Origin of the sequence: Lysobacter oculi (assembly GCF_003293695.1) — a bacterium.
Classification (GTDB): Bacteria; Pseudomonadota; Gammaproteobacteria; order Xanthomonadales; family Xanthomonadaceae; genus Solilutibacter; species Solilutibacter oculi.
Map to the genome: position 1 here is coordinate 1,934,757 of NZ_CP029556.1, position 22,602 is coordinate 1,957,358.

Annotated in this window: 20 protein-coding genes and 2 pseudogenes; 14 read left to right on the forward strand and 8 right to left on the reverse strand. The window is 69.0% G+C overall.

From position 1 onward, the window contains the following. Positions 1 to 66 precede the first annotated feature (66 nt). From DCD74_RS09360 to DCD74_RS09370, 3 genes are all read left to right on the forward strand, one after another. Positions 67 to 858, forward strand: coding sequence for a DUF4097 family beta strand repeat-containing protein (locus DCD74_RS09360; RefSeq protein WP_162615967.1), 792 nt, complete (start codon positions 67 to 69; stop codon positions 856 to 858). A gap of 39 nt (positions 859 to 897) precedes the next feature. Beyond that, the gene (locus DCD74_RS09365; protein ID WP_112927074.1) at positions 898 to 2,613 is read left to right on the forward strand and encodes a M28 family metallopeptidase; all 1,716 of its coding nucleotides are present in this window, start codon (positions 898 to 900) and stop codon (positions 2,611 to 2,613) included. 735 nt (positions 2,614 to 3,348) lie between these two features. Then, positions 3,349 to 3,738 carry an MAPEG family protein gene (locus tag DCD74_RS09370; RefSeq protein ID WP_112927075.1) on the forward strand — a complete coding sequence of 130 codons (390 nt, stop codon included), beginning with the start codon at positions 3,349 to 3,351 and terminating at the stop codon, positions 3,736 to 3,738. A 69-nt stretch (positions 3,739 to 3,807) separates the two neighbouring features. Here the strand turns inward: DCD74_RS09370 and DCD74_RS09375 are convergent, their stop codons facing one another. After that, complete coding sequence (locus DCD74_RS09375) at positions 3,808 to 4,482, reverse strand: toprim domain-containing protein (RefSeq protein ID WP_112927076.1); 675 nt, start codon at positions 4,480 to 4,482, stop codon at positions 3,808 to 3,810. A gap of 82 nt (positions 4,483 to 4,564) precedes the next feature. Here DCD74_RS09375 and DCD74_RS09380 point away from each other — a divergent pair, with 82 nt between their 5' ends. Then, positions 4,565 to 4,954 carry a TfoX/Sxy family protein gene (locus DCD74_RS09380; RefSeq protein ID WP_112927781.1) on the forward strand — a complete coding sequence of 130 codons (390 nt, stop codon included), beginning with the start codon at positions 4,565 to 4,567 and terminating at the stop codon, positions 4,952 to 4,954. Here the strand turns inward: DCD74_RS09380 and tyrS are convergent, their stop codons facing one another. Continuing rightward, positions 4,955 to 6,175, reverse strand: a complete 1,221-nt coding sequence (tyrS, locus tag DCD74_RS09385; protein WP_237049580.1) for a tyrosine--tRNA ligase — start codon at positions 6,173 to 6,175, stop codon at positions 4,955 to 4,957. It lies immediately after the preceding gene. A 162-nt stretch (positions 6,176 to 6,337) separates the two neighbouring features. On the opposite strand from tyrS, the gene DCD74_RS09390 reads away from it, so the two are divergent. Together DCD74_RS09390 and DCD74_RS09395 are read left to right on the forward strand one after the other, a co-directional pair. Beyond that, complete coding sequence (locus tag DCD74_RS09390) at positions 6,338 to 7,792, forward strand: M23 family metallopeptidase (protein WP_112927077.1); 1,455 nt, start codon at positions 6,338 to 6,340, stop codon at positions 7,790 to 7,792. Positions 7,793 to 7,861: 69 nt separating this feature from the next. Then, positions 7,862 to 8,980, forward strand: coding sequence for an anhydro-N-acetylmuramic acid kinase (locus tag DCD74_RS09395; RefSeq protein WP_112927078.1), 1,119 nt, complete (start codon positions 7,862 to 7,864; stop codon positions 8,978 to 8,980). A gap of 12 nt (positions 8,981 to 8,992) precedes the next feature. On the opposite strand, the gene DCD74_RS09400 is transcribed toward DCD74_RS09395, so the two are convergent. Beyond that, positions 8,993 to 10,330 (reverse strand): AmpG family muropeptide MFS transporter, encoded by a 1,338-nt coding sequence (locus tag DCD74_RS09400; RefSeq protein ID WP_112927079.1) that lies wholly within the window; start codon positions 10,328 to 10,330, stop codon positions 8,993 to 8,995. Continuing rightward, the gene (locus DCD74_RS09405; RefSeq protein WP_112927080.1) at positions 10,327 to 11,145 is read right to left on the reverse strand and encodes an exodeoxyribonuclease III; all 819 of its coding nucleotides are present in this window, start codon (positions 11,143 to 11,145) and stop codon (positions 10,327 to 10,329) included. Before DCD74_RS09405 ends, DCD74_RS09400 begins: the two co-directional genes overlap by 4 nt. Before the next feature lie 58 nt (positions 11,146 to 11,203). Between DCD74_RS09405 and DCD74_RS09410 the strand changes: the two genes are divergently transcribed. Genes DCD74_RS09410 through DCD74_RS09420 form a run of 3 tightly spaced genes read left to right on the forward strand, consistent with a single transcriptional unit; the run spans position 11,204 to position 13,072 of the window. Continuing rightward, positions 11,204 to 11,707, forward strand: a complete 504-nt coding sequence (locus DCD74_RS09410) for a GNAT family N-acetyltransferase (protein ID WP_162615968.1) — start codon at positions 11,204 to 11,206, stop codon at positions 11,705 to 11,707. Beyond that, positions 11,704 to 12,357 (forward strand): orotate phosphoribosyltransferase, encoded by a 654-nt coding sequence (gene pyrE / locus DCD74_RS09415; protein ID WP_112927081.1) that lies wholly within the window; start codon positions 11,704 to 11,706, stop codon positions 12,355 to 12,357. Before DCD74_RS09410 ends, pyrE begins: the two co-directional genes overlap by 4 nt. A 22-nt stretch (positions 12,358 to 12,379) precedes the next feature. Beyond that, on the forward strand, positions 12,380 to 13,072 hold the full coding sequence (locus DCD74_RS09420; protein ID WP_112927082.1) for a hypothetical protein: 693 nt from the start codon (positions 12,380 to 12,382) through the stop codon (positions 13,070 to 13,072). A 45-nt stretch (positions 13,073 to 13,117) separates the two neighbouring features. On the opposite strand, the gene DCD74_RS09425 is transcribed toward DCD74_RS09420, so the two are convergent. From DCD74_RS09425 to coaBC, 3 genes and pseudogenes are all read right to left on the reverse strand, one after another. Then, complete coding sequence (locus DCD74_RS09425; protein WP_112927083.1) at positions 13,118 to 15,487, reverse strand: phosphomannomutase/phosphoglucomutase; 2,370 nt, start codon at positions 15,485 to 15,487, stop codon at positions 13,118 to 13,120. Positions 15,488 to 15,498: 11 nt separating this feature from the next. Continuing rightward, the gene (gene dut / locus DCD74_RS09430; RefSeq protein WP_112927084.1) at positions 15,499 to 15,957 is read right to left on the reverse strand and encodes a dUTP diphosphatase; all 459 of its coding nucleotides are present in this window, start codon (positions 15,955 to 15,957) and stop codon (positions 15,499 to 15,501) included. Further along, positions 15,957 to 17,152: pseudogene (gene coaBC / locus DCD74_RS09435) on the reverse strand (bifunctional phosphopantothenoylcysteine decarboxylase/phosphopantothenate--cysteine ligase CoaBC). The gene dut and the pseudogene coaBC overlap by 1 nt, the downstream one beginning before the upstream one ends. A 120-nt stretch (positions 17,153 to 17,272) precedes the next feature. Between coaBC and radC the strand changes: the two are divergent. From radC to DCD74_RS09450, 3 genes and pseudogenes are all read left to right on the forward strand, one after another. Then, positions 17,273 to 17,947: a RadC family protein gene (gene radC / locus DCD74_RS09440; RefSeq protein ID WP_112927085.1), complete on the forward strand. Its 675-nt coding sequence runs from the start codon at positions 17,273 to 17,275 to the stop codon at positions 17,945 to 17,947. An 87-nt stretch (positions 17,948 to 18,034) separates the two neighbouring features. Further along, a pseudogene (gene argS / locus DCD74_RS09445) lies at positions 18,035 to 19,724 on the forward strand (arginine--tRNA ligase). Between the two features lie 16 nt (positions 19,725 to 19,740). Beyond that, a complete protein-coding gene (locus DCD74_RS09450) occupies positions 19,741 to 20,619 on the forward strand; it encodes an SPOR domain-containing protein (protein ID WP_112927086.1) in 879 nt (292 codons plus the stop codon). A 59-nt stretch (positions 20,620 to 20,678) separates the two neighbouring features. On the opposite strand, the gene DCD74_RS09455 is transcribed toward DCD74_RS09450, so the two are convergent. Next, on the reverse strand, positions 20,679 to 21,539 hold the full coding sequence (locus tag DCD74_RS09455; RefSeq protein ID WP_112927087.1) for an alpha/beta hydrolase: 861 nt from the start codon (positions 21,537 to 21,539) through the stop codon (positions 20,679 to 20,681). A 68-nt stretch (positions 21,540 to 21,607) separates the two neighbouring features. Between DCD74_RS09455 and DCD74_RS09460 the strand changes: the two genes are divergently transcribed. Both DCD74_RS09460 and DCD74_RS09465 read left to right on the forward strand, forming a co-directional pair. Further along, entirely contained in the window at positions 21,608 to 22,018 is a 411-nt protein-coding gene (locus tag DCD74_RS09460) for a hypothetical protein (RefSeq protein WP_162615969.1), read from the forward strand. After that, positions 22,015 to 22,584: a methyltransferase family protein gene (locus DCD74_RS09465; RefSeq protein WP_112927089.1), complete on the forward strand. Its 570-nt coding sequence runs from the start codon at positions 22,015 to 22,017 to the stop codon at positions 22,582 to 22,584. The genes DCD74_RS09460 and DCD74_RS09465 overlap by 4 nt, the downstream gene beginning before the upstream one ends. Positions 22,585 to 22,602 lie beyond the last annotated feature (18 nt).

The following is a 22,602-nucleotide window of genomic DNA, read 5'->3' on the forward strand; positions in this document are numbered from 1 at the left end:
CCGGGCGTTGTGGAATTGTAGTCCGCACGCGCTGCCGTCCTGTCGCAGCCCAACGGAGTCCGAATCATGGCGATGCCCAGTCCCTCCCCGCTCGCGATCGCCCTGGCGCTGATGCTGGCGGCCGCGCCCGCCTATCCGCAGGACCAGAGCAAGGTCAGCGGCGACATCAGCATTGGCGCCGGGGTGAAATCCGGCAGCCTGACCACGGTCAGCGGCGACATCGACTTGGCCGCGAACGTGCGCGCCGGCAGCCTGAACACGGTGAGCGGCGACATCGACATCGATTCCGGCGTGGTGGCCGGCGCCGCCGAGGGGGTCAGCGGCGACATCGAGGCCGGCGAGAACGTGCAACTGGGCGACGTGCAGACGGTCAGCGGCGACATCAAGCTGGGCGCGCGCGGGCGCACCGGCAGCGCCGGGAGCGTCAGCGGCGACATCCGCTACGGCGCGGGCAGCCAGCTGGCCAGCGCGGAGACGGTCAGCGGCGACGTGTTCATCGACCGCGGCGGGCGCATCGCCGGCAACGTGGGCACGGTGAGCGGCGCGATCGGCCTGGTCGCGGCGGAGGTGGGCGGCGATGTCAGCACCTACACCGGCAACGTGACCGTCGGCGCCGGTTCGCACGTGCGCGGCGGCCTGACCGTGCGCAAGCCGAACAACGGCAACGGCATCACCATCGTCAACATCAAGCTGAAGCAGGCACCGCCGCGGATCATCATCGGCCCGGATGCACGCGTCGACGGCGCGCTCTCCTTCGAGCACCCGGTCAAGCTGTACGTGCACCGCAGCGCGCGCATCGGCAAGGTCACCGGCGCCACCGCCATCGCCTACGACACGCCGCGCGCGCCGAACGACTGACGCGGCTACCATCGGGATTCCGCTCACCAGGGAATCCCCATGCAGCATCGTCACCTGATCCTGGGCCTGGCCGCCGCCTCCGCGCTGGCCGCCTGCAAGCCCGCCACGCCGCCGGCGGACAGCGCCGCGCCGGCGACCCCCACGCCCGCCGCGAGCGCGCACGCGTTCGCCGCCGACATCAATGCCGCCGATTACGCCGAACTGGTGAAGACGCTGGCTTCGGATGAATTCGAAGGCCGCGGCCCCGGCACGCCGGGTGAGGAAAAATCGGTCGAGTACATCAAGGCGCAGTTCGAGCGCGCGGGGCTCAAGCCCGGCAACAACGGCGACTGGTTCCAGACCGTGCCGATGGTGGTCACCGAGGCCGATCCGGCGACGACGATGAATATCGATGTCGACGGCAAGCCGCACGCGCTGAAGTTCGGCACCGACATGGTGGTGGGCACCCGCAGCGGCCAGAAGGAAGTGAAGATCGACGGCAGCGAGCTGGTCTTCGTCGGCTACGGCGTGGACGCGCCGGAGCAGCAGTGGAACGACTACGCCGGCGTGGATGTGAAGGGCAAGACGGTGGTGATGTTCGTCAACGACCCCGGCTTCCACGCGCAGGACCCGAACCTGTTCGAAGGCAAGCGCATGACCTATTACGGGCGCTGGACGTACAAGTTCGAGGAAGCCGCGCGCAAGGGCGCCGCCGCGGCGATCATCATCCATGACGATGCCGGCGCGTCCTACGGCTGGGACGTGGTGAAGAATTCCTGGTCAGGCCCGCAGCATGACCTAAACGCCAAGGACGATCCGGAACCGCGACTGCCGGCGCAGGGCTGGATCACCGGCGAGCAGGCGAAGACGCTGTTCACCGACGCCGGGCTCGACCTGGACGCGCTGCGCGTGGCCGCCGGCAAGCCCGGTTTCAAGGCGGTACCGATGAAGGCGAAGCTCTCGCTCGACCTGAAGAGCACGACCAGCGAGCAGTCGTCGCGCAACGTGATCGGCATCCTGCCGGGCAGCGAGAAGCCCGACGAGGCGATCGTCTACATGGCGCACTGGGACCACTTGGGCAAGCATGAGGGCGCCGATCCTGCTGAAAACGGGGGCGACAACATCTACAACGGTGCGGTGGACAACGCGACCGGCGTGGCCGGCATCATCGAGATCGCGGAGAAGTTCGCGCGCAGCGAACCGAAACCGAAGCGCTCGGTGGTGTTCCTGGCGGTGACGCTGGAGGAGTCCGGCCTGCTGGGTTCCAAGTACTACGTCGCGCATCCCGCCATCCCGATGGACAGGACGGTGGCCGTCATCAACATGGACGCGATGCCGGTCGGCGGCCGCGCCAAGAGCATGACCGTGGTCGGCATGGGCAACTCCGAGCTGGAGAACCTGCTGGCCGATGCGGTGAAGCCACAGAGCCGCACGCTGAAGGCGGAAGCGACGCCGGAAGACGGGTTCTATTTCCGCTCCGACCACTTCAACTTCGCCAAGGCCGGCGTGCCGGCGCTGTACGCGAAGGGCGGCGATGACCTGGTCGATGGCGGCATCGAGGCCGGCCAGGCGGCGGAAGCGGATTACCGCAAGAACCGCTACCACAAGCCGAGCGACCAGTACGACGCGAGCTGGAAGCTGGACGGCATCGTCGAGGACCTGAACGCGCTCTACATCGTCGGCAACACGGTGGCCAACGATGGCAGCTGGCCGAACTGGCTCAAGACCAGCGCGTTCCGTGCCAAGCGCGACGCGATGATGGCAGCGAAGAAGTAAACCGCGCGCTCAAACAGGTGTTGCGATGGAAGCCCCGGGGAGACCCGGGGCTTTTTCGTTGCGATGCAGGTCGTCTTTGCTCCGATGCAACTCAATCTGATGCATCCCATCTCCGCGACACGACTTCTGCAGTCGCTTTTCCATACACCGAGCAAACCCACAGACCCTGCATCAAAAGGCGACGGGGCCAAGGCCCGATGCCGAGCGCGCCATGGATGGCGCGCGGCCGCGATTCGAAGCAGGATGCGCAGCCCGAGCGGCGGCATCGGGCCTTGGCCTCGGCGCCGGAAGCGGAGCGCATTTTGCTTTTCGACAAACACCTCAATGAAAGCAAAGGCGAGCTTCGCCACCGGACCGGAAGCCCACCCCCTGCGTTGCCGCTCAGGCTGCGCATCCTGCTCCGGATTCGCGGGCGCGCGGCGTCCTGCCGCGCTCAACGCAGGGGGTGGACTCCCGATCCTGCATTCCGGTGGTTTGGTGGCGCACGACCTCTTCCTTCGCAGCGACAGCCTGAAATGGCTACGCACTCTCTGATGCTGAAAACCCGCTCCGAATCGCAGGACATGGTGTTCTGAAGCGCACAGCGCAATCGGGCTGAGTCTTGCTCCTTTCTCTTTGGCCGGGCGACGGTTGCTTGCCGTTGAGTCGCACCAATACACGGCGATGAAAAACCACCCTACTCACATCGCCGCGCCAACAGGCATGATGCTGCCATCACTCCAACCGGACTCCGCCATGATCCTCGCCTACGCCTGCGTGCTGATTGCCGCTCTGCTGCCCTATGTCTGGACGATGGTCGCCAAGTCCGGCGGCGCGAAATTCGACAACCGCGAGCCGCGCCTGTGGCTGGAGAAACAGGAGAACCCGCGCGTACGCCGTGCCGACGCCGCGCAGAAAAATGCATTCGAAGCCTTTCCCGCCTTCGCTGCCAGCGTGTTGATGGCGCAGCTGGCCGGCGTGGATGCGCAGCGCATCGGCTGGATCGCCGCGGCTTTCGTCGTCTTCCGCGTGCTGCATGGCGTGTTCTACGTCGGCAACAAGGCGTCGATGCGCAGCCTGGTCTGGGCCGGCGGCATCGCCTGCGTCATCGCGCTGATGGTGATGGCGGCGCTGCGCATCGCCTGAGGTGCTATAGGCAATACCGGCCATGCGCACATGGCTGTGCGCCTGCATGCCTTGTCGGCTTCATCGCAATCAGGTGCCCGCGCCGAACACCGCGAGTACCGCCTCCACATCCTCCTGCCCCACTTGCCGCGCCGCGCGCGTGGCCGGATCCACGCATGCACGCCGCAACAGATTGGGCGGCAGGTTGCCGAGCCCGACATGCCGGTGCTGTACGACCTCGCCTGGTGCGGACGCGCGCATCTGCGCGAGCAGCGCATCGCGATGCGCCGGTGAATACGCCTGCGCGGTCTCGCCGCTGCCGGCATGGGTGAGCGTGTACATCGGCGCACGCACGCGCCACAGCTGGCCGCAGGCGAGGAAGTCCGGCCACCAACGCGCGAAGTAGAGCAGCATCAAGGCCTCGATGTGGACGCCGTCGGCATCCGGGTCGAACAACAGCACCACGCGCTCGAAGCGCAACGGCGTCGGCAACAGCGTGGCCGTCTGCAGCGTGGCATCGGCCATGCCCATCGCATCGGCCAACTGGCGGTACAGCACGTTGCCGCGCACCTTGGTTTCGTCCGCGCGCCAGGCATTGAGCGGCTTGCCCTGCAGCGGCAATACCGCCTGCGTGCGTTCGTCGCGCACCGCGATCACCGAACGCGCGGCGGAATCACCTTCGACTAGGATCAATTCACAGCCCGCGCCGTGTTGCACGCTGTCGGCGAGCTTGGCTTTCGATTGCGCGTGGCGTCCGGCGTTCATCGGCGCAGTGTCGCGCAGCGTGGATGCAGATGCTGAGACGCGGGCGGCCTACCATGGCACGCCCGCCCCGCAGGATGCCGCCATGGCCACCGACCGCATCTTTGTCGATTACGTCGCCGAGCAGCTCGGCCTCGGCGCGCGGCTGACGCACAGGAAAATGTTCGGCGAATACGCGCTGTACGTGGACGAGAAGGTGGTCGCCTTCGCCTGCGACAACAGCCTCTTCATCAAGCCCAATCCGGAAGTGGCGCGACTGCATCCCGACCTGCCGCAGCGCCCGCCCTATCCGGAGGCGAAGAACTACCCGGTCGCCGACGAACTGCTGGACGATGGCGATGCGCTGCGCCGCCTGTTCATCGCCAGCGCGGAGGTGCTGCCAGCGCCGAAGCGGAAGAAGATCGCCAAGAAGGCAGCGAAGAAAACCGCCGCGAAGAGAGTGGCGAAAAAAACGCCAGCCAAGCCGAAGCGCTGATCAGCCTTCGACCAGCCGTACCCGCGCGAAGTTGCGCTTGCCGACCGCGATCACGCCTTCGAAGCCGGGCGTGAACAGGCGCGCGGCGTCTTCGAACACTTCGCCATCCACGCGCACGCTGCGTTCCTTGAGCTTGCGGTTGGCTTCCGAATTGCTCGGCGTGATGCCGGCGGCGGTCAGCAGCGCGGCGATGCGCAGGCCTTCGGCGGGCACGGTCACGTCCTGCAGCGGCAGGTTCGACACATCGCCTTCGCCACGCACCGCCGCATGCCAGCCGGCGATCGCGGTGTCGGCGGCGGCCCCGTCGTGGAAGCGCGCGGCCAGTTCGCGGGCGAGGCGCAGCTTGAGGTCGCGTGGGTTGAGCGTGCCGGCCTCGATTTCGCCACGCAGCGTCTTCGCCTCCTCGATGGAGATGTCGAAGCTGAGCAGGTCGATCCACTTCCACATCAACTCGTCGCCGATCTTCATGGTCTTGGTGACGATGTCGATCGCGGGCTCGTCGATGCCGATGTAGTTGCCGAGCGACTTCGACATCTTCTGCACGCCATCGATGCCTTCCAGCAGCGGCATCGTCAGCACGATCTGCGGCTTCATCCCCGCGCCTTCCTGCAGCGCGCGGCCCATCAGCAGGTTGAATTTCTGGTCGGTGCCGCCGAGCTCGACATCGCTCTCCAGCGCCACCGAGTCGTAGCCCTGCGCGAGCGGGTAGAGGAATTCGTGGATCGAGATCGGCTGCTGCGCCTTGTGGCGCTTGGCGAAGTCGTCGCGCTCCAGCATCCGTGCCACGGTGAGCTGGCCGGCCAGCCGCACCATGTCGGCGGCGCTCATCCTGTCGAACCACTCGCTGTTGAAACGCAGCTCGGTTTTCTCGCGGTCGAGGATCTTGAACACCTGCTCGGCGTAGGTCGCGGCGTTCGCCATCACGTCTTCGCGGGTCAGCGGCTTGCGGGTGACGTTCTTGCCGGTGGGGTCGCCGATCATCCCGGTGAAGTCGCCGATCAGGAAGATCACCTGGTGGCCGAGGTCCTGGAACTGCCGCAGCTTGTTGATCAGCACGGTGTGGCCGAGGTGCAGGTCGGGCGCGGTCGGGTCGAAGCCAGCCTTGATCCGCAGCGGGCGGCCTTCCTTCAGGCGGGCCTCCAGCTCCTCGCGCTTGAGCAGCTCGTCACTGCCGCGGGCGATGAGGTCGAGGGCGGCGGTGATGTTCGGAGCTTCGGACACGGGATTTCCTGAATGCGCTTTGTTGACGGGTGCGAATGGTAAATCTTCCGTTAAAACGGAACTGCATCAAAATTTCCATCCAGATCAATGGTTTGACGCGGACTTACCTCATGTTTATGGTACCGCGCTGACGTCGCCCTCACATGGCGTGGAGATTGCTGAATGACCATCGGAGAGGCACGTCCCGGCCAGCGCGAGGCCCGCCACGAGCAGTTGCGCATCCAGCGTGCGCGCGCCCTGAAGCGCTATGCCGCACTGCGCATCCCGGCCGGTTTCAACGGCCGCTGGACGCGCCGCCAGTGGGCGCATGCCAGCCTGCTCGGCAGCATCATTGCCCTGCTCGGTGCGCTGGTGCCCGGTTTCGACCAGGCGCTGGCCCTGCCGTCGCAGGGCGGCCGCGCGTCGATGGCACTGGTGCTGCCGCAGATCGGCCCGCACAAGACCGTGGCCGGCCCGACCCGCAAGGGCGACAGCTGGCAGGTGATCAATGTCCGTGCCGGCGAGACCGCCAGCGCGATCTTCGACCAGTTGCAGATTCCGCAGGCCGACCTCGCCCGCCTGCTCAAGTATCCGGGCGTGAACATGGAGATGCGCCGGCTGCGTCCGGGCGCGGAGATCTCCTTCGACCTGCCGCCGGGCGGCCCGCTGCGCGGCTTCCGCTACACCCGCCTCGGCGAGAAGGTCGAGCTGGACATGACCGGCGAGAAGATCACCGAGACCGCCGTGCCACAGCAGGTGGACGTGCGCACCGTGGTGCTGTCGGGCACGGTCGGCGATTCGCTGTTCGAATCCGCGCGCAAGGTCGGGCTGACCTCGCAGAACCTGAAAGAGCTGACCGACGACATCTTCAAGTACGACGTCGATTTCGATTCCGACCTCGACGACAACGACCGCTTCAGCGTGGTGGTCGACCAGACCTGGAAGGACGGCAAGCTGGTCGATACCGGCCCGGTGCTCGCCGCCACCATCACCGCCGACGGCAAGCTGTTCTCCGGCTTCCTGTTCGAGCGCGACGGCAAGCCCGGCTACTACACCGCCGATGGCCGTTCGCTGGAACGCCCGTTCATCCGCATGCCCATTCCGTATGCGCGCCTGACCTCCGGTTTCGGTGGCCGCCGCCACCCGGTGCTGGGCCGCTTCAAGATGCACAAGGGCGTGGACTACGCCGCCGGCACCGGCACGCCGATCATGGCCGCCGGCGACGCGGTGGTGAAGTCGGTCGGCTGGCATGGCGGCTACGGCCGCGCGGTCGAGCTCTCGCACGGCGAAGGCAAGACCACGTTCTATGCGCACATGTCGCGCTTCGCCAGCATCCGCCCCGGCCAGCGCATCGCGCAGGGCACGGTGATCGGCTACGTCGGCAGCACCGGCCTGTCCACCGGCCCGCACCTGCACTACGAATTCCGCGTCAACGGCGCGCACCGCAATCCGTTGTCGATGATGCTGCCGCCACCGGCCCCGCTCTCCGGCACGCTGCTCGCGCAGTTCCGCGGCGAGACCAAGCGCGCGCTCGGCAAGATCCGCGAAGTCGAGAACATCGTCTTCCAGGGCGAGGACGAGCCGAAGCTCGCCAAGTACGACGAAGGCGCCAAGGCCAAGCGCGACAAGCGCGGCTGATCGCTACGACATGCATGCATCACGACGCCGGCCTCGCGCCGGCGTCTGCTTTTCGGCGATAGTGGCGCGATGACCGGACCCGATCTTTTCCTCGGCCTGATGTCGGGCACCAGCGCCGACGGCATCGATGCCGCGCTGGTGCGCTTCGATGATCGCGATGGCCGCCTGCATGCCGAACTGCTGTACGGCCGCACGCATGCCTGGCGCGACGACCTCCGCACGCGGCTGGTCGAACTGGGGCAAGGGGGCGATGTCGCTTCGCTCGACGAACTCGGCCAGCTCGATCTGCAGGTCGGCATCGCTTTCGCCGAGGCCGCGAACGCGTTGCTGTCCGACGCCGGCATCGATGCATCGCGCGTGCGCGCGATCGGCTCGCACGGGCAGACGGTGCGCCACCGCCCTGCAATCGCGCATCCCTTCACGATGCAGATCGGCGATGCGAACGTCATCGCCGAGCGCAGTGGCATCACCACCGTCGCCGATTTCCGCCGCCGCGATGTCGCCGCCGGCGGCCAGGGCGCGCCTTTGCTTCCCGCCTTGCACGCCACGCTGCTGGGCGACGATCACGAAGTACGCGCCGTGCTGAACCTGGGCGGCATCGGCAACCTGACGCTGTTGCCGGCTGCGGGCGATGTGCGCGGCTTCGACACCGGCCCGGCCAACGCGTTGATGGATGCGTGGTGCCAGCGCCACACCGGCGCCACCTACGACAAGGGCGGCACGTTCGCCGCCGCGGGCCGCATCGACGAGGCACTGCTTTCGCGCCTGCTGGCCGACGCCTGGTTCCCACTGCCACCGCCGAAGAGCACCGGCCGCGAGCAGTTCCACCTCGACTGGCTCGCCACGCATCTGCAGGGCGATGAAGCGCCCGCCGACGTGCAGGCCACCCTGCTCGCGCTGACCGCCCGCACCATCGCCGATGCGTTGCAGGCCACGCAGCCGGACACGCGGCGCGTGCTCGCCTGCGGCGGCGGCGTACACAACCCGGCGTTGATGGCGGCGCTGGTCGCGTCGATGCCCGATGCGGTCGTCGAATCCACCGCCGCGCACGGCGTTGATCCCGACTACATCGAAGCGATGGGTTTCGCGTGGCTGGCGCGGCAGACGCTGCTCAGCCTGCCCGGCAACCTGCCGGCGGTCACCGGCGCGCGTGGACCGCGCGTGCTTGGCGCGATCCACCCGGCCTAGACGCGCACACGATCAGCCGGTCGCGGCCGGCAGCTTCTTCGCCTGCTGGCGCGCGTGGTGCGCGATCCACAGGCAGAGCAGGAACGCCGGGATGCCCATCAGCGCGGTGCCGAGGAAATACAGCCCGTAGCCTTCCAGCAAGGTGCGGCCCTGCGCCAGCGTTTCCACCGCGACGCCGGAGAAACCCTTCAGCACCTTGCCGAGCAGCGCGTAGAACGAACTCAGCAGCGCGTACTGCGTCGCCGTGTAGCCGATGCTGGTCAGGCTGGACATGTAGGTCACCAGCGCGGTGCCGGCGAAACCGGTGGAGAAGCCGTCGATCGCCATCACCGTGGCGAAGGTGGTCGGGTCGGCGCCGTGGTAGGCGAGATACGTGAAGGCCGCATTGGAGCCGGGGCCGAGGATCGCGCCGACCAGCAGCGTCGGCACCACGCCGAAGCGCACCGCGCTCAGGCCCGCCGCGCCGATGCCGAGGAAAGCGACGACCAGGCCGATCGACGCGCGGATCTCGCCGACGAAATCCTTCGACACGCCCAGGTCCGCATAGAACGGGTTGGCCATCGGGCCCATGATGAAATCGGGCAGGCGGTACAGGCTGATCGCCGCCAGCATCAGCAGTGCGAACCTGCCATGGGTGCGGAAGAACGCGACGAACGGCCCGACGATGCCATCGAGCAGGCCCGAGGTCTGCACCTGCTGCGCGGCATCCAGCGCACGACGCTCGACCGGCTCCTTCGCCATGAACACGCCGATGATGCCGATGCCCATCAGCAGCGCCATCACCGCGTACGACGGCGACCAGCCGATCCGCGCGGCGAGGATCAGGATCAGCGCGTCGGTCACCAGCAGCGCGATGCGGTAGCCGTACTGCGAGGCGGCGCTCATCAGGCCCAGCTCGCCCTCGTTGTCGGAGGCCTCGATGCGCCAGGCGTCGATGACGATGTCCTGCGTCGCCGAGGCGAACGCGGCGACCAGCGCCATCACCCCGAACAGCACCAGCCCGCCCTGCGGCTGGATCACCGACATCCCGATCAAGGCCGCCGCCACGATCAGCTGCGACAGCAGCATCCAGCCGCGTCGCCGGCCCAACCGCCCGAGCAGCGGCACGTCGGTCTTGTCGATGATCGGCGCCCACAGGAACTTGAGCGAATACGCCAGCCCGACCCACGACAGGAAGCCGATGTCGGAGAGCTCGTTGCCGGCCTCGCGCATCCAGTAACCCATGGTGTTGCCGACCAGGTACAGCGGCAGCCCGGACGCGAAGCCGAGCATCAGCATGGTCAGCACCTTGGGCTGGCGCAGCGCGGCCATCACCCGCCCGACGCCGGACTTGCCGGAGGCGGCGCTCATGCGCGGAACCCCGGCCAGGCGTAATCGACCAGATACGGCGCATGGTCGGAGAACTTGGGCTCGGGAAAGATCGTCGCCTCGCGGATGGTCGCTGCCAGCTTCGGCGTCACCAGCTGGTAGTCGATGCGCCAACCCACGTTCTTCGCGCGTGCCGCACCGCGCTGGCTCCACCAGCTGTATTCGATGGCATCGGGTTTGGCCACGCGGAAGCTGTCCTTCCAGCCGCCCGCACGACGCGCACTCAATCCGTCGCCGCAGTCGTCATCGATCATCCCGCTCAGCCACGCGCGCTCATGCGGCAGGCAGCCGGAATTCTTCTGGTTGCCGGTCCAGTTCTTGATGTCGCTTTTCGCGCGCACGATGTTCCAGTCGCCGCACAGCACGTACTCGCGGCCGCTGGCGAGCCATTCGTCGAGGATGGGCGCGAGCCACTGCATCACGTCTTCCTTCACGCCCTGGCGCAGTTCGCCCGAGCTGCCGGAGGGGATGTAGAAACTCACCACCGACACGTTGCCGAAGCGCGCCTCGATGTAGCGGCCTTCCTCGTCGAAATCCGGGCGGCCCAGCGCGGTGCGCACCTCGTCCGGTTCGCGGCGGCTGTAGATCGCCACGCCGCTGTAGCCCTTCTTCACCGTGGAGTCGCGGAAGTAGGCGTGGTAGCCGTCCGGCAGATAGTCGGGGACGCGCAGCTGGTGCTCCTGCGCCTTGGTTTCTTGCACGCACATCACGTCGATGTCGCGTTCGCCGAACCAGTCGAAGAAGCCCTTGCTGGCCGCCGAGCGCAGGCCGTTGGCGTTGAAGCTCAGGATGCGCATGCAGTCGGCCTCTTTGATGTGGGACGATGATAACAACGCCCCCGGAGCCCGCATCGCGATGCCCGCACCCGTGCTGATCCACGTCGCACCGGTCACCCCGACGCTCGCGCCCGGCGTGCGCGCGGTCGAAGTCGCGCCGGCGCAGTCGGCCTATGTCGGCAACACCGCGTTCAATCTGCTCGATGCCGAATCGGATGCGAATTCGGAGGCAATGGCGATCCTCGTCAACGGCCGCGTCATCGGTTTCTACCGGCTCGATTTCGGGCCGCGCTCGGTGATCGGCCGCGAACTCGGCACCCCGCATATCGGCGTGCGCGCGTTCTGCATCGACCATCGCCACCAGGGCCGCGGCCATGGCTCGCGCGCCGCCGCCGCGATGGCCGAGGACGTGCGCCGCCGCCATCCCGACCAGCGCCTGATGGTGCTGGCCGTGCATGCCCGCAACCGGGTCGGCATCGCCGCCTACCAGCGCGCCGGCTTCGTCCACAATGGCCAGTACATGTCCGGCGGCCGCGCCGGCCCGCAACTGGTGATGTTCCGCTACCTCCCCGCCCAACGATGACCGACCACCGCACCCGATTCCTCGATGCCGCGCTGCGCGCGGAAGCCCTCCGCTTCGGCGAGTTCACCCTCAAGTCCGGCCGCGTCAGCCCGTACTTCTTCAATGCCGGGCGTTTCGATTCCGGCGCCGCGCTGGCCGCGCTCGGCCGCGCCTACGCCGATGCGATCCACGCCGCCGGCCTCGACTTCGACCTGCTGTTCGGGCCGGCCTACAAGGGCATCCCGCTGGCGACGTCGCTGGCCTGCGCGCTGGCCGCCGATGGACGCGACCTGCCGGTCGCCTTCAACCGCAAGGAGGCCAAGGCGCATGGCGAGGGCGGGATGCTGATCGGTGCGCCGCTGGCCGGACGCCGGGTGTTGATCGTCGATGACGTGATCACCGCCGGCACCGCGATCCGCGAGGCGCTGGCCCTGATCCGCGAGGCCGGCGGGCAGCCTTCGGGCATCGTGATCGGACTGGACCGACAGGAAATCGTCCGCGAAGGCGACCCCCGATCGGCCGCCCAGGGCGTGGCGGAAGAACACGGGATTCCCGTGATCGCCGTCGCGAGCCTGTCCGACCTGCTTGATTTCTCCGTCCAAAAGCCGGAACTTGCGGCTTATCGCGATGCGCTCGGCGCCTATCGACAGCGCTACGGCGCCGGCGACTGAACCCGCGAAAGGGGGAAACACCATGAAGATGCTCCAACGCGGCACGCTGTTCCTGGCGCTGGCCGCGACCGCCACCATCGCCATCGCCCAGCAACCGGCCAGTGGCGGCAAGAAGCTGTACTGCTGGAACGAAGGCGGCCGCAAGGTCTGCGGCGATGCCCTGCCCGCCTCGGCGGTCAACAGCGCACGCACCGAGATCAGCGGCAAGAGCGGCCTGCCCGGCCAGCACATCGACCGCGCGCTGACGCCGGAAGAACGCGCCGCGCAGGAAGTCCGCCAGGCCGCGGCCCAGGCCCAGGCCGACCAGGCGCTGGCCGACCAGCGCCGCGACATGGCCCTGGCCGAGTCCTACGAGTCCGAGGAGGCGCTGCGCCGCGCCTACAAGATCCGCTACGAGATGGTGGACGAAGGCCTGAAGACCTCGAAGATGGGCATCGACAACCAGCGCCAGAGCCTGCTGCAGCTGCTGCACGCCGCCGCCGACGCCGAACTCAAGGGCGGCAAGGTGCCGGCGAAACTGGCGCAGAACGTGCTAACCCAGCGCGCCTCGGTCGTGGATGCGCAGCAGGGCTACCGCCAGCAGCAGCAGGAACGCGCCAACCTCGACACCCAGCTGCAGGAAGCACTGTCGCGCTACCGCAAGGCCAAGGGGCTCGATCCGGAGACCGGCCTGCCGCCTTCGGTGACGGCCCCGGCCAACAACCCGCGCGCCTGACTGGCGGCCACGCGCGGGACTGCCCCGCGCGTCATCGCAACCTGATCAGAACGGGACCGACAGCGACGGGTCGAGCGCCAGCAGGCGCGTGCGGAAGGCGTCCTGGATGCGCGCCATCGCCGCATCGTCATTGGCCTCGAAGCGCAGCACCAGGATCGGCGTGGTGTTGGACGCACGCACCAGGCCCCAGCCGTCCGCCCAGTCGGCGCGCAGGCCGTCGATGGTCACCGAACGCGCACCTTCGAAATCCCCCTCGGCGACGAAGCGCTGGATGAAGGCGTGCGGGTCCTCGACCGGGATCTTGAGTTCCGGCGTGCTGATGCCATCGGGGATTTCCTCAAAGACGGTGTCGGCGTCCTCGTCGCGCGCGGCCAGGATCTCCAGCAGGCGCGCGGCGGAATAGATGCCGTCATCGAACCCGTACCAGCGTTCCTTGAAGAAGAAGTGGCCGCTCATCTCGCCGGCCAGTTCGGCTTCGGTTTCGCGCATCTTGGCCTTGATCAGCGAGTGCCCGGTCTTCCACATCAGCGGGCTGCCGCCGTGGCGCAGGATGAAGGGCATCAGCGCGCCGCTGCACTTCACGTCGTAGACGATGACCGCGCCCGGCTGGCGCTCCAGCACGTCGGCGGCGAACAGCATCAGCAGGCGGTCGGGGAAGATGTTGGCGCCGTTGGGGGTGATCACGCCGAGGCGGTCGCCGTCGCCATCGAAGGCGATGCCGAGGTCGGCGCCTTCGGCCTCCACCACCTGCCGCAGGTCGGCCAGGTTGTGCGGCTCGCTGGGGTCGGGATGGTGGTTGGGGAAGTGGCCGTCGATCTCGCAATACAGCGGCACCACATCGGCGCCGATGGCTTCCAGCACCTTCGGGCCGAGTTCGCCGGCCGCGCCGTTGCCGGCATCGACCACCACCTTGAGCGGGCGGCCGAGCTGGATGTCGGAAGCCACGCGCAGCACGTAATCCGGCGCGACGTCGCGGCTGTCGAGCGTGCCGGGCTGCGGCGCACGGTGCAGGCGGCCGCCGACGATGCGCTGGTAGAGGTCGGCGATGGTGTCGCCGGAGAGCGTCTCGCCGCCGACCACGATCTTGAAGCCGTTGTAGTCCGGCGGGTTGTGGCTGCCGGTCACCGCCACGCAGGAGCCGTTGCCGTTCTGCGCCGCGGCGAAGTAGACCAGCGGCGTCGGCGCCAGGCCGATGTCGAGGACGTTGCGGCCGCTGTCGCGCAGGCCGTCGATGAGCGCATCGGCGAGCTCCGGGCCGGACAGGCGGCCGTCGCGGCCGACCACGATGTCCTTCAGGCCCTTCTCGTGCATCAGCGAACCGATGGCCTGGCCGATGGCGCGGGCGACGTCGGCGCTGAGCGACTGCCCGACCACGCCACGGATGTCGTAGGCGCGGAAGATGCCGCGGTCCACCGCCTGGATCTCGGCCACCGGCACCGCGGCTTCGGTCGCGCCCTGCGCATCGTCCGCCACGGCGGACGCGGGCACGGCGGAGGCCGGCGCCAGCGGCACGCCATCGGAGACCACCGGGGCCGGCGCACCGGCGTGTTCGCCGGCCAGCGCCTCTTCCAGGGTGACTTCGTCCTCGGCCACCACTTCGCCGGCGCGACGCGCCTTGAGCTTCGGCCACGCCAGGCCGAGGCCGGCCAGCACCAGCAGCAGCACGCCGCCGATCAGGCTGCCGAGCGCGCCCAGCCCGAACGGGCCCGGTTCGCTCGCGGCGATGCCGGTGGCGATGCGCAGGTCGGTGCCCGGCACCTTGGCGGCTTTCGCCTCGGCGCTGTCGGTGAGTGCGTTGTCACCGGCTTCGGCGATGGTGGCGTTGCCTTGGCGCAGCGCCAGATAGCCGGCGCCCGGCTGCGCGGCCGTGACCGCCGCCTGCAGCGGCTGCAGCGGATACGCGGCCAGCGCCACCTGGCCCTTCTCCAGCGGCACACCGGCGACCAGCACATTGCCCTTGGCGCCGCGCGCGATGCGCACTTCCGGCTTGCCGCTGGCGATCGCGGCTTCCACCGCGGCCAGCTTGCCGTAGCCGGTGGCCGGCAGGCCGGCATAGGCCGCCTGCAGGTCGGGCGGGAACACGGCGGTTTCGCTGGCGCCCTTGGCGGCGGCGGCGAACGCCTTGGCCAGCGCGTCCAGATCGGTGCCGGCGGCGGCGGTCTTCACCGTCGGGTCGGCGGCGGCATCCACCGCACGCTTCCTGACCTGCGACACCGCCTGCGCGGTCTTCTGCGCCAGCGCGTCGCGCTCGGCCATCAACGCGCTGTCGGCGGCCTCGGCGCGCCACTGCCTCACGCCCGACCACAGCAGCCACGCGCCCAGCAGGGCCAGCAGCAGCGCCAGCAGCGGCAGCGCCTTGTCGGGCGCGCCGAACTGCAGCGGGAGTTTGGGTAGCTTGCTGGTCTTGTCGCTCATCGTGTTCCCCGTCATTGCACGCCGGTATGGCCGAACCCGCCGGCCCCGCGCGTGCTTGCTTCAAATTCTTCCACCACCTGCAAGGTAGCGCGTACCACCGGCAACAGGACCAGCTGCGCGATGCGGTCTCCCGGCTGCATCGTAAAAGCCTCGCGGCCCCGATTCCACACGCTGATCATCAGCGGACCCTGGTAGTCGGCGTCGATCAACCCGGTGCCGTTGCCCAGCACGATGCCGTGTTTGTGGCCCAGCCCGGAGCGCGGCAGGATCACCGCGCACAGCGCAGGGTCGGCGATGTGGATGCTGATCCCCGACGGCACCAGCGCGGTATCGCCCGGTTCCAGCACCAGTGGCGCCTCCAGCGCGGCACGCAGGTCCAGCCCGGCACTGGCCTCGGTGGCGTAGGCGGGCAGCGGCCATTCCGCGCCGAAGCGCGCGTCCAGCACTTTCAGTTGCAGCACGTGGTGCATCAGGGCAGTTCCTTGTCGATGAGGTCGAGCAGCATCCCGGCGATGGCGGTCTTGGGCGCCGGGCCGAGCATCGCCTCGCCGCCGGCCCAGAACACCTGCAACGCGTTGTCCTCGGCTTCGAAGCCGCTGCCGGCCACGCCGACCCGGTTGGCGCAGATCATGTCGACGCGCTTGGCCTCCAGCTTGCCGCGTGCGTAGCGCTCGATGTCGTGGGTTTCCGCGGCGAAGCCGATGACGCGGCGCGGGCGCTGCGGATGCGCGGCGACCCCGGCCAGGATGTCGCGGGTGCGGACCAGTTCCAGCGTCAGCGTGTCGCTGCCCGGCGTCTTCTTCAATTTGGTGTCGGAAAACGTGCGCGGGGTGAAGTCGGCCACCGCCGCCGCGCCGATGTAGATCGAAGCCGGCAGCGCGGCCATCACCGCCTGATGCATGTCGGCGGCGCTGCGCACGTCGATGCGCGATACGCCTTCGGGCGTCGGCAGGTGCACCGGGCCGGCGACCAGCACCACCTCCGCCCCCCGTTCCGCTGCAGCCGTCGCGAGCGCGAAGCCCATCTTGCCGCTGGAGCGGTTGCCGATGAAACGCGCCGGGTCGATGTCTTCGAAGGTCGGCCCTGCGCTGACGACGATCCGCGTCCCGGCCAGGCTCACGCGCCCTTCCCGATCACGGCGTCGAGGATCTCGGCCGGTTCGCTCATCCGCCCGGGGCCGGTTTCGCCGCAGGCCTGCGCACCGACGCCCGGCCCGATCACCGTGACCCCGCGCGTCTTCAACAGGTCGATGTTGGCCTGCGTGGCGGCGTGCAGCCACATCCGGTGGTTCATCGCCGGGGCGACGAAGACCGGCGCGGTGGTGGCGAGGCAGAGCGTGGAGACCAGGTCGTCGGCGAAACCGTGCGCCAGCTTCGCCAGCGTGTTCGCCGTGGCGGGCGCGATGACGATGGCATCCGGCCAGCGCGCCAGTTCGATATGGCCCATCGCGGCTTCGGCGGCCTCATCCCACAGGCTCTGCCGCACCGGGCGCCCGGACACCGCCTGGAAAGTGGTCGCGCCGACGAAGCGCAACGCGTTATCGGTCATCGCCACCTGCACTTCGCAGCCGCGCTCGCGCAGCCGCCGCACCAGTTCCACCGCCTTGTACGCGGCCACGCCGCCGCAGACGCACAACAGGACGCGCTGGGGCGAAGACAGGCTCACGGCTCGACGGGTTTCCTACGCAGGCGCGGGCCGCCAGCTTAACCGAACGCCTCTTCCGCCCTATGTCGATGCGCGGCCCCGGCGCCGAGCCTGTCGGCTCCTTGCCGACGGGAATTCCCGATGCACATCCGCGACTGGCCCGCCGACGAACGCCCGCGCGAGAAACTGCTGCGCCACGGCGCCAGCGCCCTCTCCGATGCCGAACTGCTGGCGCTGTTCCTCGGTTCCGGCTTGCGCGGCGAAGACGCGGTCGCCACCGCGCGCGGCCTGCTGGCGGCACATGGCCCATTGCGCGCCCTGCTGGAACGCGAGCCCAGGCAGCTCGCCACGCTGAAAGGCATCGGCCCGGCCCGCGCCTGCAAACTGGCCGCCGCACTGGAGCTGGGCAGCCGCTTCCTCGCCGCCGGGCTGGAACGCGGCGATGCGCTGGCCGACCCGGCCGCCGCCGGCCGCTACTTCGCGCAACGGCTGCGCGGCCGCCCCAGCGAAGTCTTCGCCGCCCTGTTCCTCGACACCCGCCACCGCGCGCTGGCCTTCGAGGAGCTGTTCACCGGCACCATCGACGGCACCGAGGTCCATCCGCGCGAGGTGGTGAAGCGCGCCCTCCTGCACAACGCGGCGGCGGTGATCGTCGGCCACAACCACCCGAGCGGCCACCGCGAGCCGAGCGCCGCCGACCGCGCGGTGACCCAGAGCCTCAAGCAGGCGCTGGGGCTAATCGATGTGCGGCTGCTGGACCATTTCGTGATCGCCGACGGGCCGCCGGTCTCGATGGCGGCGCGCGGCTGGGTCTGAACGCGGCGGGCCGGAATTCCGCGGGTTTTCCGGGATGCGGCGGCGGCCTGCCGTAAACTACACGGCCGCAGAACCGCCGATCCATTTGTGAAATCCCAGCTCAAGGCCCTGGTCGACCAGGGCATCGAAGCCCTCCGCGCACAGGGCACCCTGCCCGCCGATGCCGCCACGCCCGATTTCGTGATCGAGCGCCCGCGCGAATCGAGCCACGGCGACTTCTCCACCAATGCCGCGATGCTGCTGGCCAAGGCCGCACGCAGCAACCCGCGTGCCGTCGCGCAGGCGCTGCTCGACGCGCTGCCGGCCGATGCCACCATCGCCAAGGCCGAGATCGCCGGGCCGGGCTTCATCAACTTCCACCTCGCGCCGGCCGCCTGGCATGGCGTGGTGCGCGAGATCCACGCGCGCGGCGATGCCTACGGCCGCAATGACAGCGGCGCCGGGCAGACGGTCGGCGTGGAATACGTCTCCGCCAACCCGACCGGCCCGCTGCATGTCGGCCACGGCCGCGCGGCGGCGATCGGCGACTCCATCGCCCGCGTGCTGGCGGCGAACGGCTGGCAGGTGATCCGCGAGTTCTATTACAACGACGCCGGCGTGCAGATCGAGAACCTGGCGAAGTCGGTGAAGGCGCGGCTCGACGGCCTCAAGCCCGGCGACACCGACTGGCCGGAAGCCGCCTACAACGGCGACTACATCGCCGATGTCGCCGATGCCTACCTGCGCGGCGACAGCGTGGAGGTGGACGGCGAGACCGTCACCGGCGCGCGCGACATCGCCGACCTCGATGCCATCCGCCGTTTCGCCGTGGCCTGGCTGCGCCGCGAACAGAACGCCGACCTCGCCGCCTATGCGGTCGCCTTCGACAACTACTTCCTGGAGTCGTCGCTGTACGCCGATGGCAAGGTGGAGGACACCGTCGCCGAGCTGGTCCGCCACGGCCACACCTACGAGGAAGGCGGCGCGCTGTGGCTGCGCAGCACCGACTTCGGCGACGACAAGGACCGCGTGATGCGCAAGTCCGACGGCACGTTCACCTACTTCGTGCCCGATGTCGCCTACCACCGCAACAAGTGGCAGCGCGGCTGGCAGCGCGCCATCACCGAACTCGGCGCCGACCACCACGGTTCGCTGGCGCGGGTGAAAGCCGGCCTGCAGGCGCTCGATGCCGGCATCCCCAAGGGTTATCCCGACTACGTGCTGCACCAGATGGTCACGGTCATGCGCGGCGGCGAGGAAGTGAAGCTGTCCAAGCGTGCCGGCAGCTACGTCACCCTGCGCGACCTCATCGAGGAAACCGGCAAGGACGCGGTGCGCTGGTTCCTGATCGCGCGCAAGCCCGATTCGCAGCTGACCTTCGACATCGACCTGGCCCGCTCGCAGTCCAACGACCAACCCGGTCTATTACGTGCAGTACGCGCATGCCCGCGTGCACAGCCTGCTGCGCCAGGCGGTGGAGAAGGGGTTCCGCTTCGACCTCGACAATGGATTGGCCAAGCTCGATGCGCTGACCGACGACGCCAGCCAGGCGCTGATGGTCGAACTCTCGCGCTACCCGGAAATGGTGGAGGCCGCCGCGGTCACGCTGGAGCCACACGCGATCGCCCAGTATCTGCGTGACCTCGCCACCGCCTTCCACACCGCCTACCACGCGCAGCCGGTGCTGGTGGCCGATGGCGACGAGCGCGACGCCCGCCTCGCGCTCTGCACCGCCACCGCGCGCGTGCTGGCCAACGGGCTGGATTTGCTGGGCGTGTCCGCGCCCGAAAAGATGTAAGCAGGAGCACGCACAGATGGCCGCACGTCGCGGAAAATCGCAGGCCCGCCGCAGTGGCGGGAGCAACAACGGACTGCCGGGCTGGGCCTGGCTGGTGATCGGCGTGCTGTTGGCGCTGGTGGTGGTGTTGATGGCGCCCAAGTTCATCGGCGGCAAGGATGGCGAAGGCGGCTTCTTCCGCATCGGCGCGCCGCATGCCAACCCGGACGCGCAGCCGCAGGGCAGCAGCGAAACCGATGGCGCCTTCGAGCCGGTCGGTGCCGAACCCGCCGCCAAGCCGGCCAAGCAGGCCGAAGCCACCGACAAGGCCGGCAACTTCGATTTCTACGAGCTGCTGCCGGGCGAGGAAGTCGCGATGACCGACGCCCAGATCGCCGCCATCGCCCGCGAGGAAGCGCGCCGCAAGGCCGCCGAAGCCAAGGCCGACAGCGCCGCCAGTCTCGATGCCGCCACCCAGGCCGCCGATGCGCAGGCCCGCGCGACCGCAGCCGCCGCCGGCCTGCCGCAGCCGTTGCCGGAAGCAGGCAGCACCACGCCTGCGCCCGCCAAGCCGGTGCAGGTCGCCAGCGCGCAGCCCGCGCCGAAGCCGGCCACCGCGCCGGTCGCGTCCACCGAGAAACCCGCCACCACGCCGGTCGCCGAGAGCAAGCCGCCGACCGCCTCCACGCCGTACGTGCTGCAGGCCGGCGCCTTCCAGGCCAGCGGTGACGCCGAGGCGGTCAAGGCCAAGATCGCCATGCTCGGGCTCAATGCACGTGTGGAATCGGCCAGTATCAACGGCAAGACCATGTACCGCGTGCGGATGGGGCCCTACGCCACCGCCTCGGAGCTGGCGGAAGCCAAGTCCAAGCTGTCCAGCGGCGGGCTGCCGGCGGTCGCGGTCAAGGCCAAGTAAGCCGCCTCGTCACCCACACGGAAACGCCGGGCATGCCCGGCGTTTTTCATCCGCGATGTTCATGTCGATGTGGCTTCGGGGAAGTGCGCGTCGAGCCAGGCGTGCAGGGTCTCGAACACCGGCGCGCGGTCGGCTTCGTTGAACAGCTCGTGGTAGTGCCGGGCGAATTCGTGCGTCGCGACGATGTCGCGCGGCGCGGCTTCGGCGAAGCGCCGGCTGCCGCGTGCATCGACCAGATGATCGTCGCCGGCATAGAGCAGCAGCGTCGGCACGCGCCATGACGGTGCCGCCGCGATGACCGCCGGGCCGGCGCCATCGATGAACATCGCCATCCGCCCACCCACGCGGTCGTGGCAGAGCGGGTCGTTGCGATAGGCGGCCACTTCCGCCGCGTCATGGGAGATGCGCTCGATCGGCAGGCCGTTGCCTATCGTGATGCCGGGCGCGATGTTCGCCAGCAGGCGGGCCAGCGCCTTCTGCCAGCCGCGCATGCCCGATGCCAGCGCCGGCGATGACAACACCAGCGCATCGACCGGCCGCAGTCCGCGTTCGACGAAGCGCGCCGCCACCGCGCCACCCATGCTGTGGCCGAGCAGCACCAGCGGCGTGTCCGCGCCGGCTTCCCCACGCAGATGGTCGATGACGCTGGCGAGGTCGGTGAGCAGACGGCCGGGCGAACTCAGCGTGCCGCGCCGGCCCGGCGATTCTCCGTGCGCGTACTGGTCAAACGCCCGCACATCGAAACCCCATGCGTTCAATTGCGCGGCGACATGGGCATAGCGGGCGGCGTGTTCGCCCAGCCCGTGCACGATCAGCACGGTACCGCGCGAAGGGCCCGCGCCGGTGTGCGGCCAGGCGTGCGTGCGCAGCGCGATGCCATCGTCCATCGGCAACCATCCGGGTGTGGCCTGCGGGTGCATCGGGTCTCCTTGGGGCTTCGCAGCGGGTGCGACGCGCATGCGGCACACTGCAGGCCAAGGAGAATGCCATGGCGATCGAATCCGCACTGATCAAGCCCGTCGTCGACGCCATCATGGCCCTGCTGCGCCGGGGCGAGAACGTGCAGCTGCACCGCCACGCCGAGAAAGCCGTGCGCGAGGCGATCCGCGAACTGCTACTGGCCAGCCCGGACGAGAACAAGGCGGCGGCGAGGATCGCCATCGCCAAGGCCGCCGGCCTGCTGTCGGAAGACGTGGTGCTGGCCGAAGAGATGCTGCAGAAGCATCGCGCCACCAAGGCGCAGACGCGCACGCGTTCGAGCGGCTCGCGGGCACGCAAGCCGAAGGCGGTGGAAGATGCGGCTGCATCCGCTTCAGACAAGTCTTCGACCAGACCCGCGCCCAAACCCGCGTCGAAAACCACCAAGCCGGCGACGACGCGCAAACGGGCTTCGACATGAGCTGCTCGCTGGTTTTCTACACGCTGGTCGCGCTGTGGGTCGGGCTGGAATTCTGGCTCGGGCGGCGGCGGCGTTCCGGCGGCGGCGATGCCTCGCGCGACGACGGCACGCTGCGCCTGCTGCACCGGGTGATCGGCGCCAGCGTGTTGGTGGCGGTGCTGGCGGCCTATACCGGCTGGCTGCGCTGGCCGCAGCCATGGCAGTCGGTGCTGTTCTGGACCGGCATCGCGTTGATGGCGGGTGGCCTGCTGCTGCGCTGGATTTCGGTGCGCACGCTGGCGCGCTGGTTCACCGTGGACGTGGCGGTGCGCGACGACCAGCGCCTGATCCAGCACGGGCCGTACCGCTGGCTACGGCATCCGTCCTATACCGGCGCGTTGATGCTGTTCCTCGGCATGGGCCTGGCGCTCGGCAACGTGCTCAGCCTGGTGGTGTTGATGCTGCCGGTCCCGCTCGCCTTCCTGCGCCGCATCCACGTGGAGGAGGCGGCGCTGGCGGCGCACTTCGGCGAGGCCTGGACCGCGCACGCGCGGCGGACCTGGCGGCTGGTCCCGTTCGTCTGGTGAAGCGGCACAATGGGCGCT

Bases quoted from the DNA above. Each gene is read 5' to 3' on its own strand.
- DCD74_RS09360 (WP_162615967.1), top strand. From the start codon at position 67: ATGGCGATGCCCAGTCCCTCCCCGCTCGCGATCGCCCTGGCGCTGATG.
- DCD74_RS09365 (WP_112927074.1), top strand. From the start codon at position 898: ATGCAGCATCGTCACCTGATCCTGGGCCTGGCCGCCGCCTCCGCGCTG.
- DCD74_RS09370 (WP_112927075.1), top strand. From the start codon at position 3,349: ATGATCCTCGCCTACGCCTGCGTGCTGATTGCCGCTCTGCTGCCCTAT.
- DCD74_RS09375 (WP_112927076.1), bottom strand. From the start codon at position 4,482: ATGAACGCCGGACGCCACGCGCAATCGAAAGCCAAGCTCGCCGACAGC.
- DCD74_RS09380 (WP_112927781.1), top strand. From the start codon at position 4,565: ATGGCCACCGACCGCATCTTTGTCGATTACGTCGCCGAGCAGCTCGGC.
- DCD74_RS09390 (WP_112927077.1), top strand. From the start codon at position 6,338: ATGACCATCGGAGAGGCACGTCCCGGCCAGCGCGAGGCCCGCCACGAG.
- DCD74_RS09395 (WP_112927078.1), top strand. From the start codon at position 7,862: ATGACCGGACCCGATCTTTTCCTCGGCCTGATGTCGGGCACCAGCGCC.
- DCD74_RS09400 (WP_112927079.1), bottom strand. From the start codon at position 10,330: ATGAGCGCCGCCTCCGGCAAGTCCGGCGTCGGGCGGGTGATGGCCGCG.
- DCD74_RS09405 (WP_112927080.1), bottom strand. From the start codon at position 11,145: ATGCGCATCCTGAGCTTCAACGCCAACGGCCTGCGCTCGGCGGCCAGC.
- DCD74_RS09410 (WP_162615968.1), top strand. From the start codon at position 11,204: ATGCCCGCACCCGTGCTGATCCACGTCGCACCGGTCACCCCGACGCTC.
- pyrE (WP_112927081.1), top strand. From the start codon at position 11,704: ATGACCGACCACCGCACCCGATTCCTCGATGCCGCGCTGCGCGCGGAA.
- DCD74_RS09420 (WP_112927082.1), top strand. From the start codon at position 12,380: ATGAAGATGCTCCAACGCGGCACGCTGTTCCTGGCGCTGGCCGCGACC.
- DCD74_RS09425 (WP_112927083.1), bottom strand. From the start codon at position 15,487: ATGAGCGACAAGACCAGCAAGCTACCCAAACTCCCGCTGCAGTTCGGC.
- dut (WP_112927084.1), bottom strand. From the start codon at position 15,957: ATGCACCACGTGCTGCAACTGAAAGTGCTGGACGCGCGCTTCGGCGCG.
- radC (WP_112927085.1), top strand. From the start codon at position 17,273: ATGCACATCCGCGACTGGCCCGCCGACGAACGCCCGCGCGAGAAACTG.
- DCD74_RS09450 (WP_112927086.1), top strand. From the start codon at position 19,741: ATGGCCGCACGTCGCGGAAAATCGCAGGCCCGCCGCAGTGGCGGGAGC.
- DCD74_RS09455 (WP_112927087.1), bottom strand. From the start codon at position 21,539: ATGCACCCGCAGGCCACACCCGGATGGTTGCCGATGGACGATGGCATC.
- DCD74_RS09460 (WP_162615969.1), top strand. From the start codon at position 21,608: ATGGCGATCGAATCCGCACTGATCAAGCCCGTCGTCGACGCCATCATG.
- DCD74_RS09465 (WP_112927089.1), top strand. From the start codon at position 22,015: ATGAGCTGCTCGCTGGTTTTCTACACGCTGGTCGCGCTGTGGGTCGGG.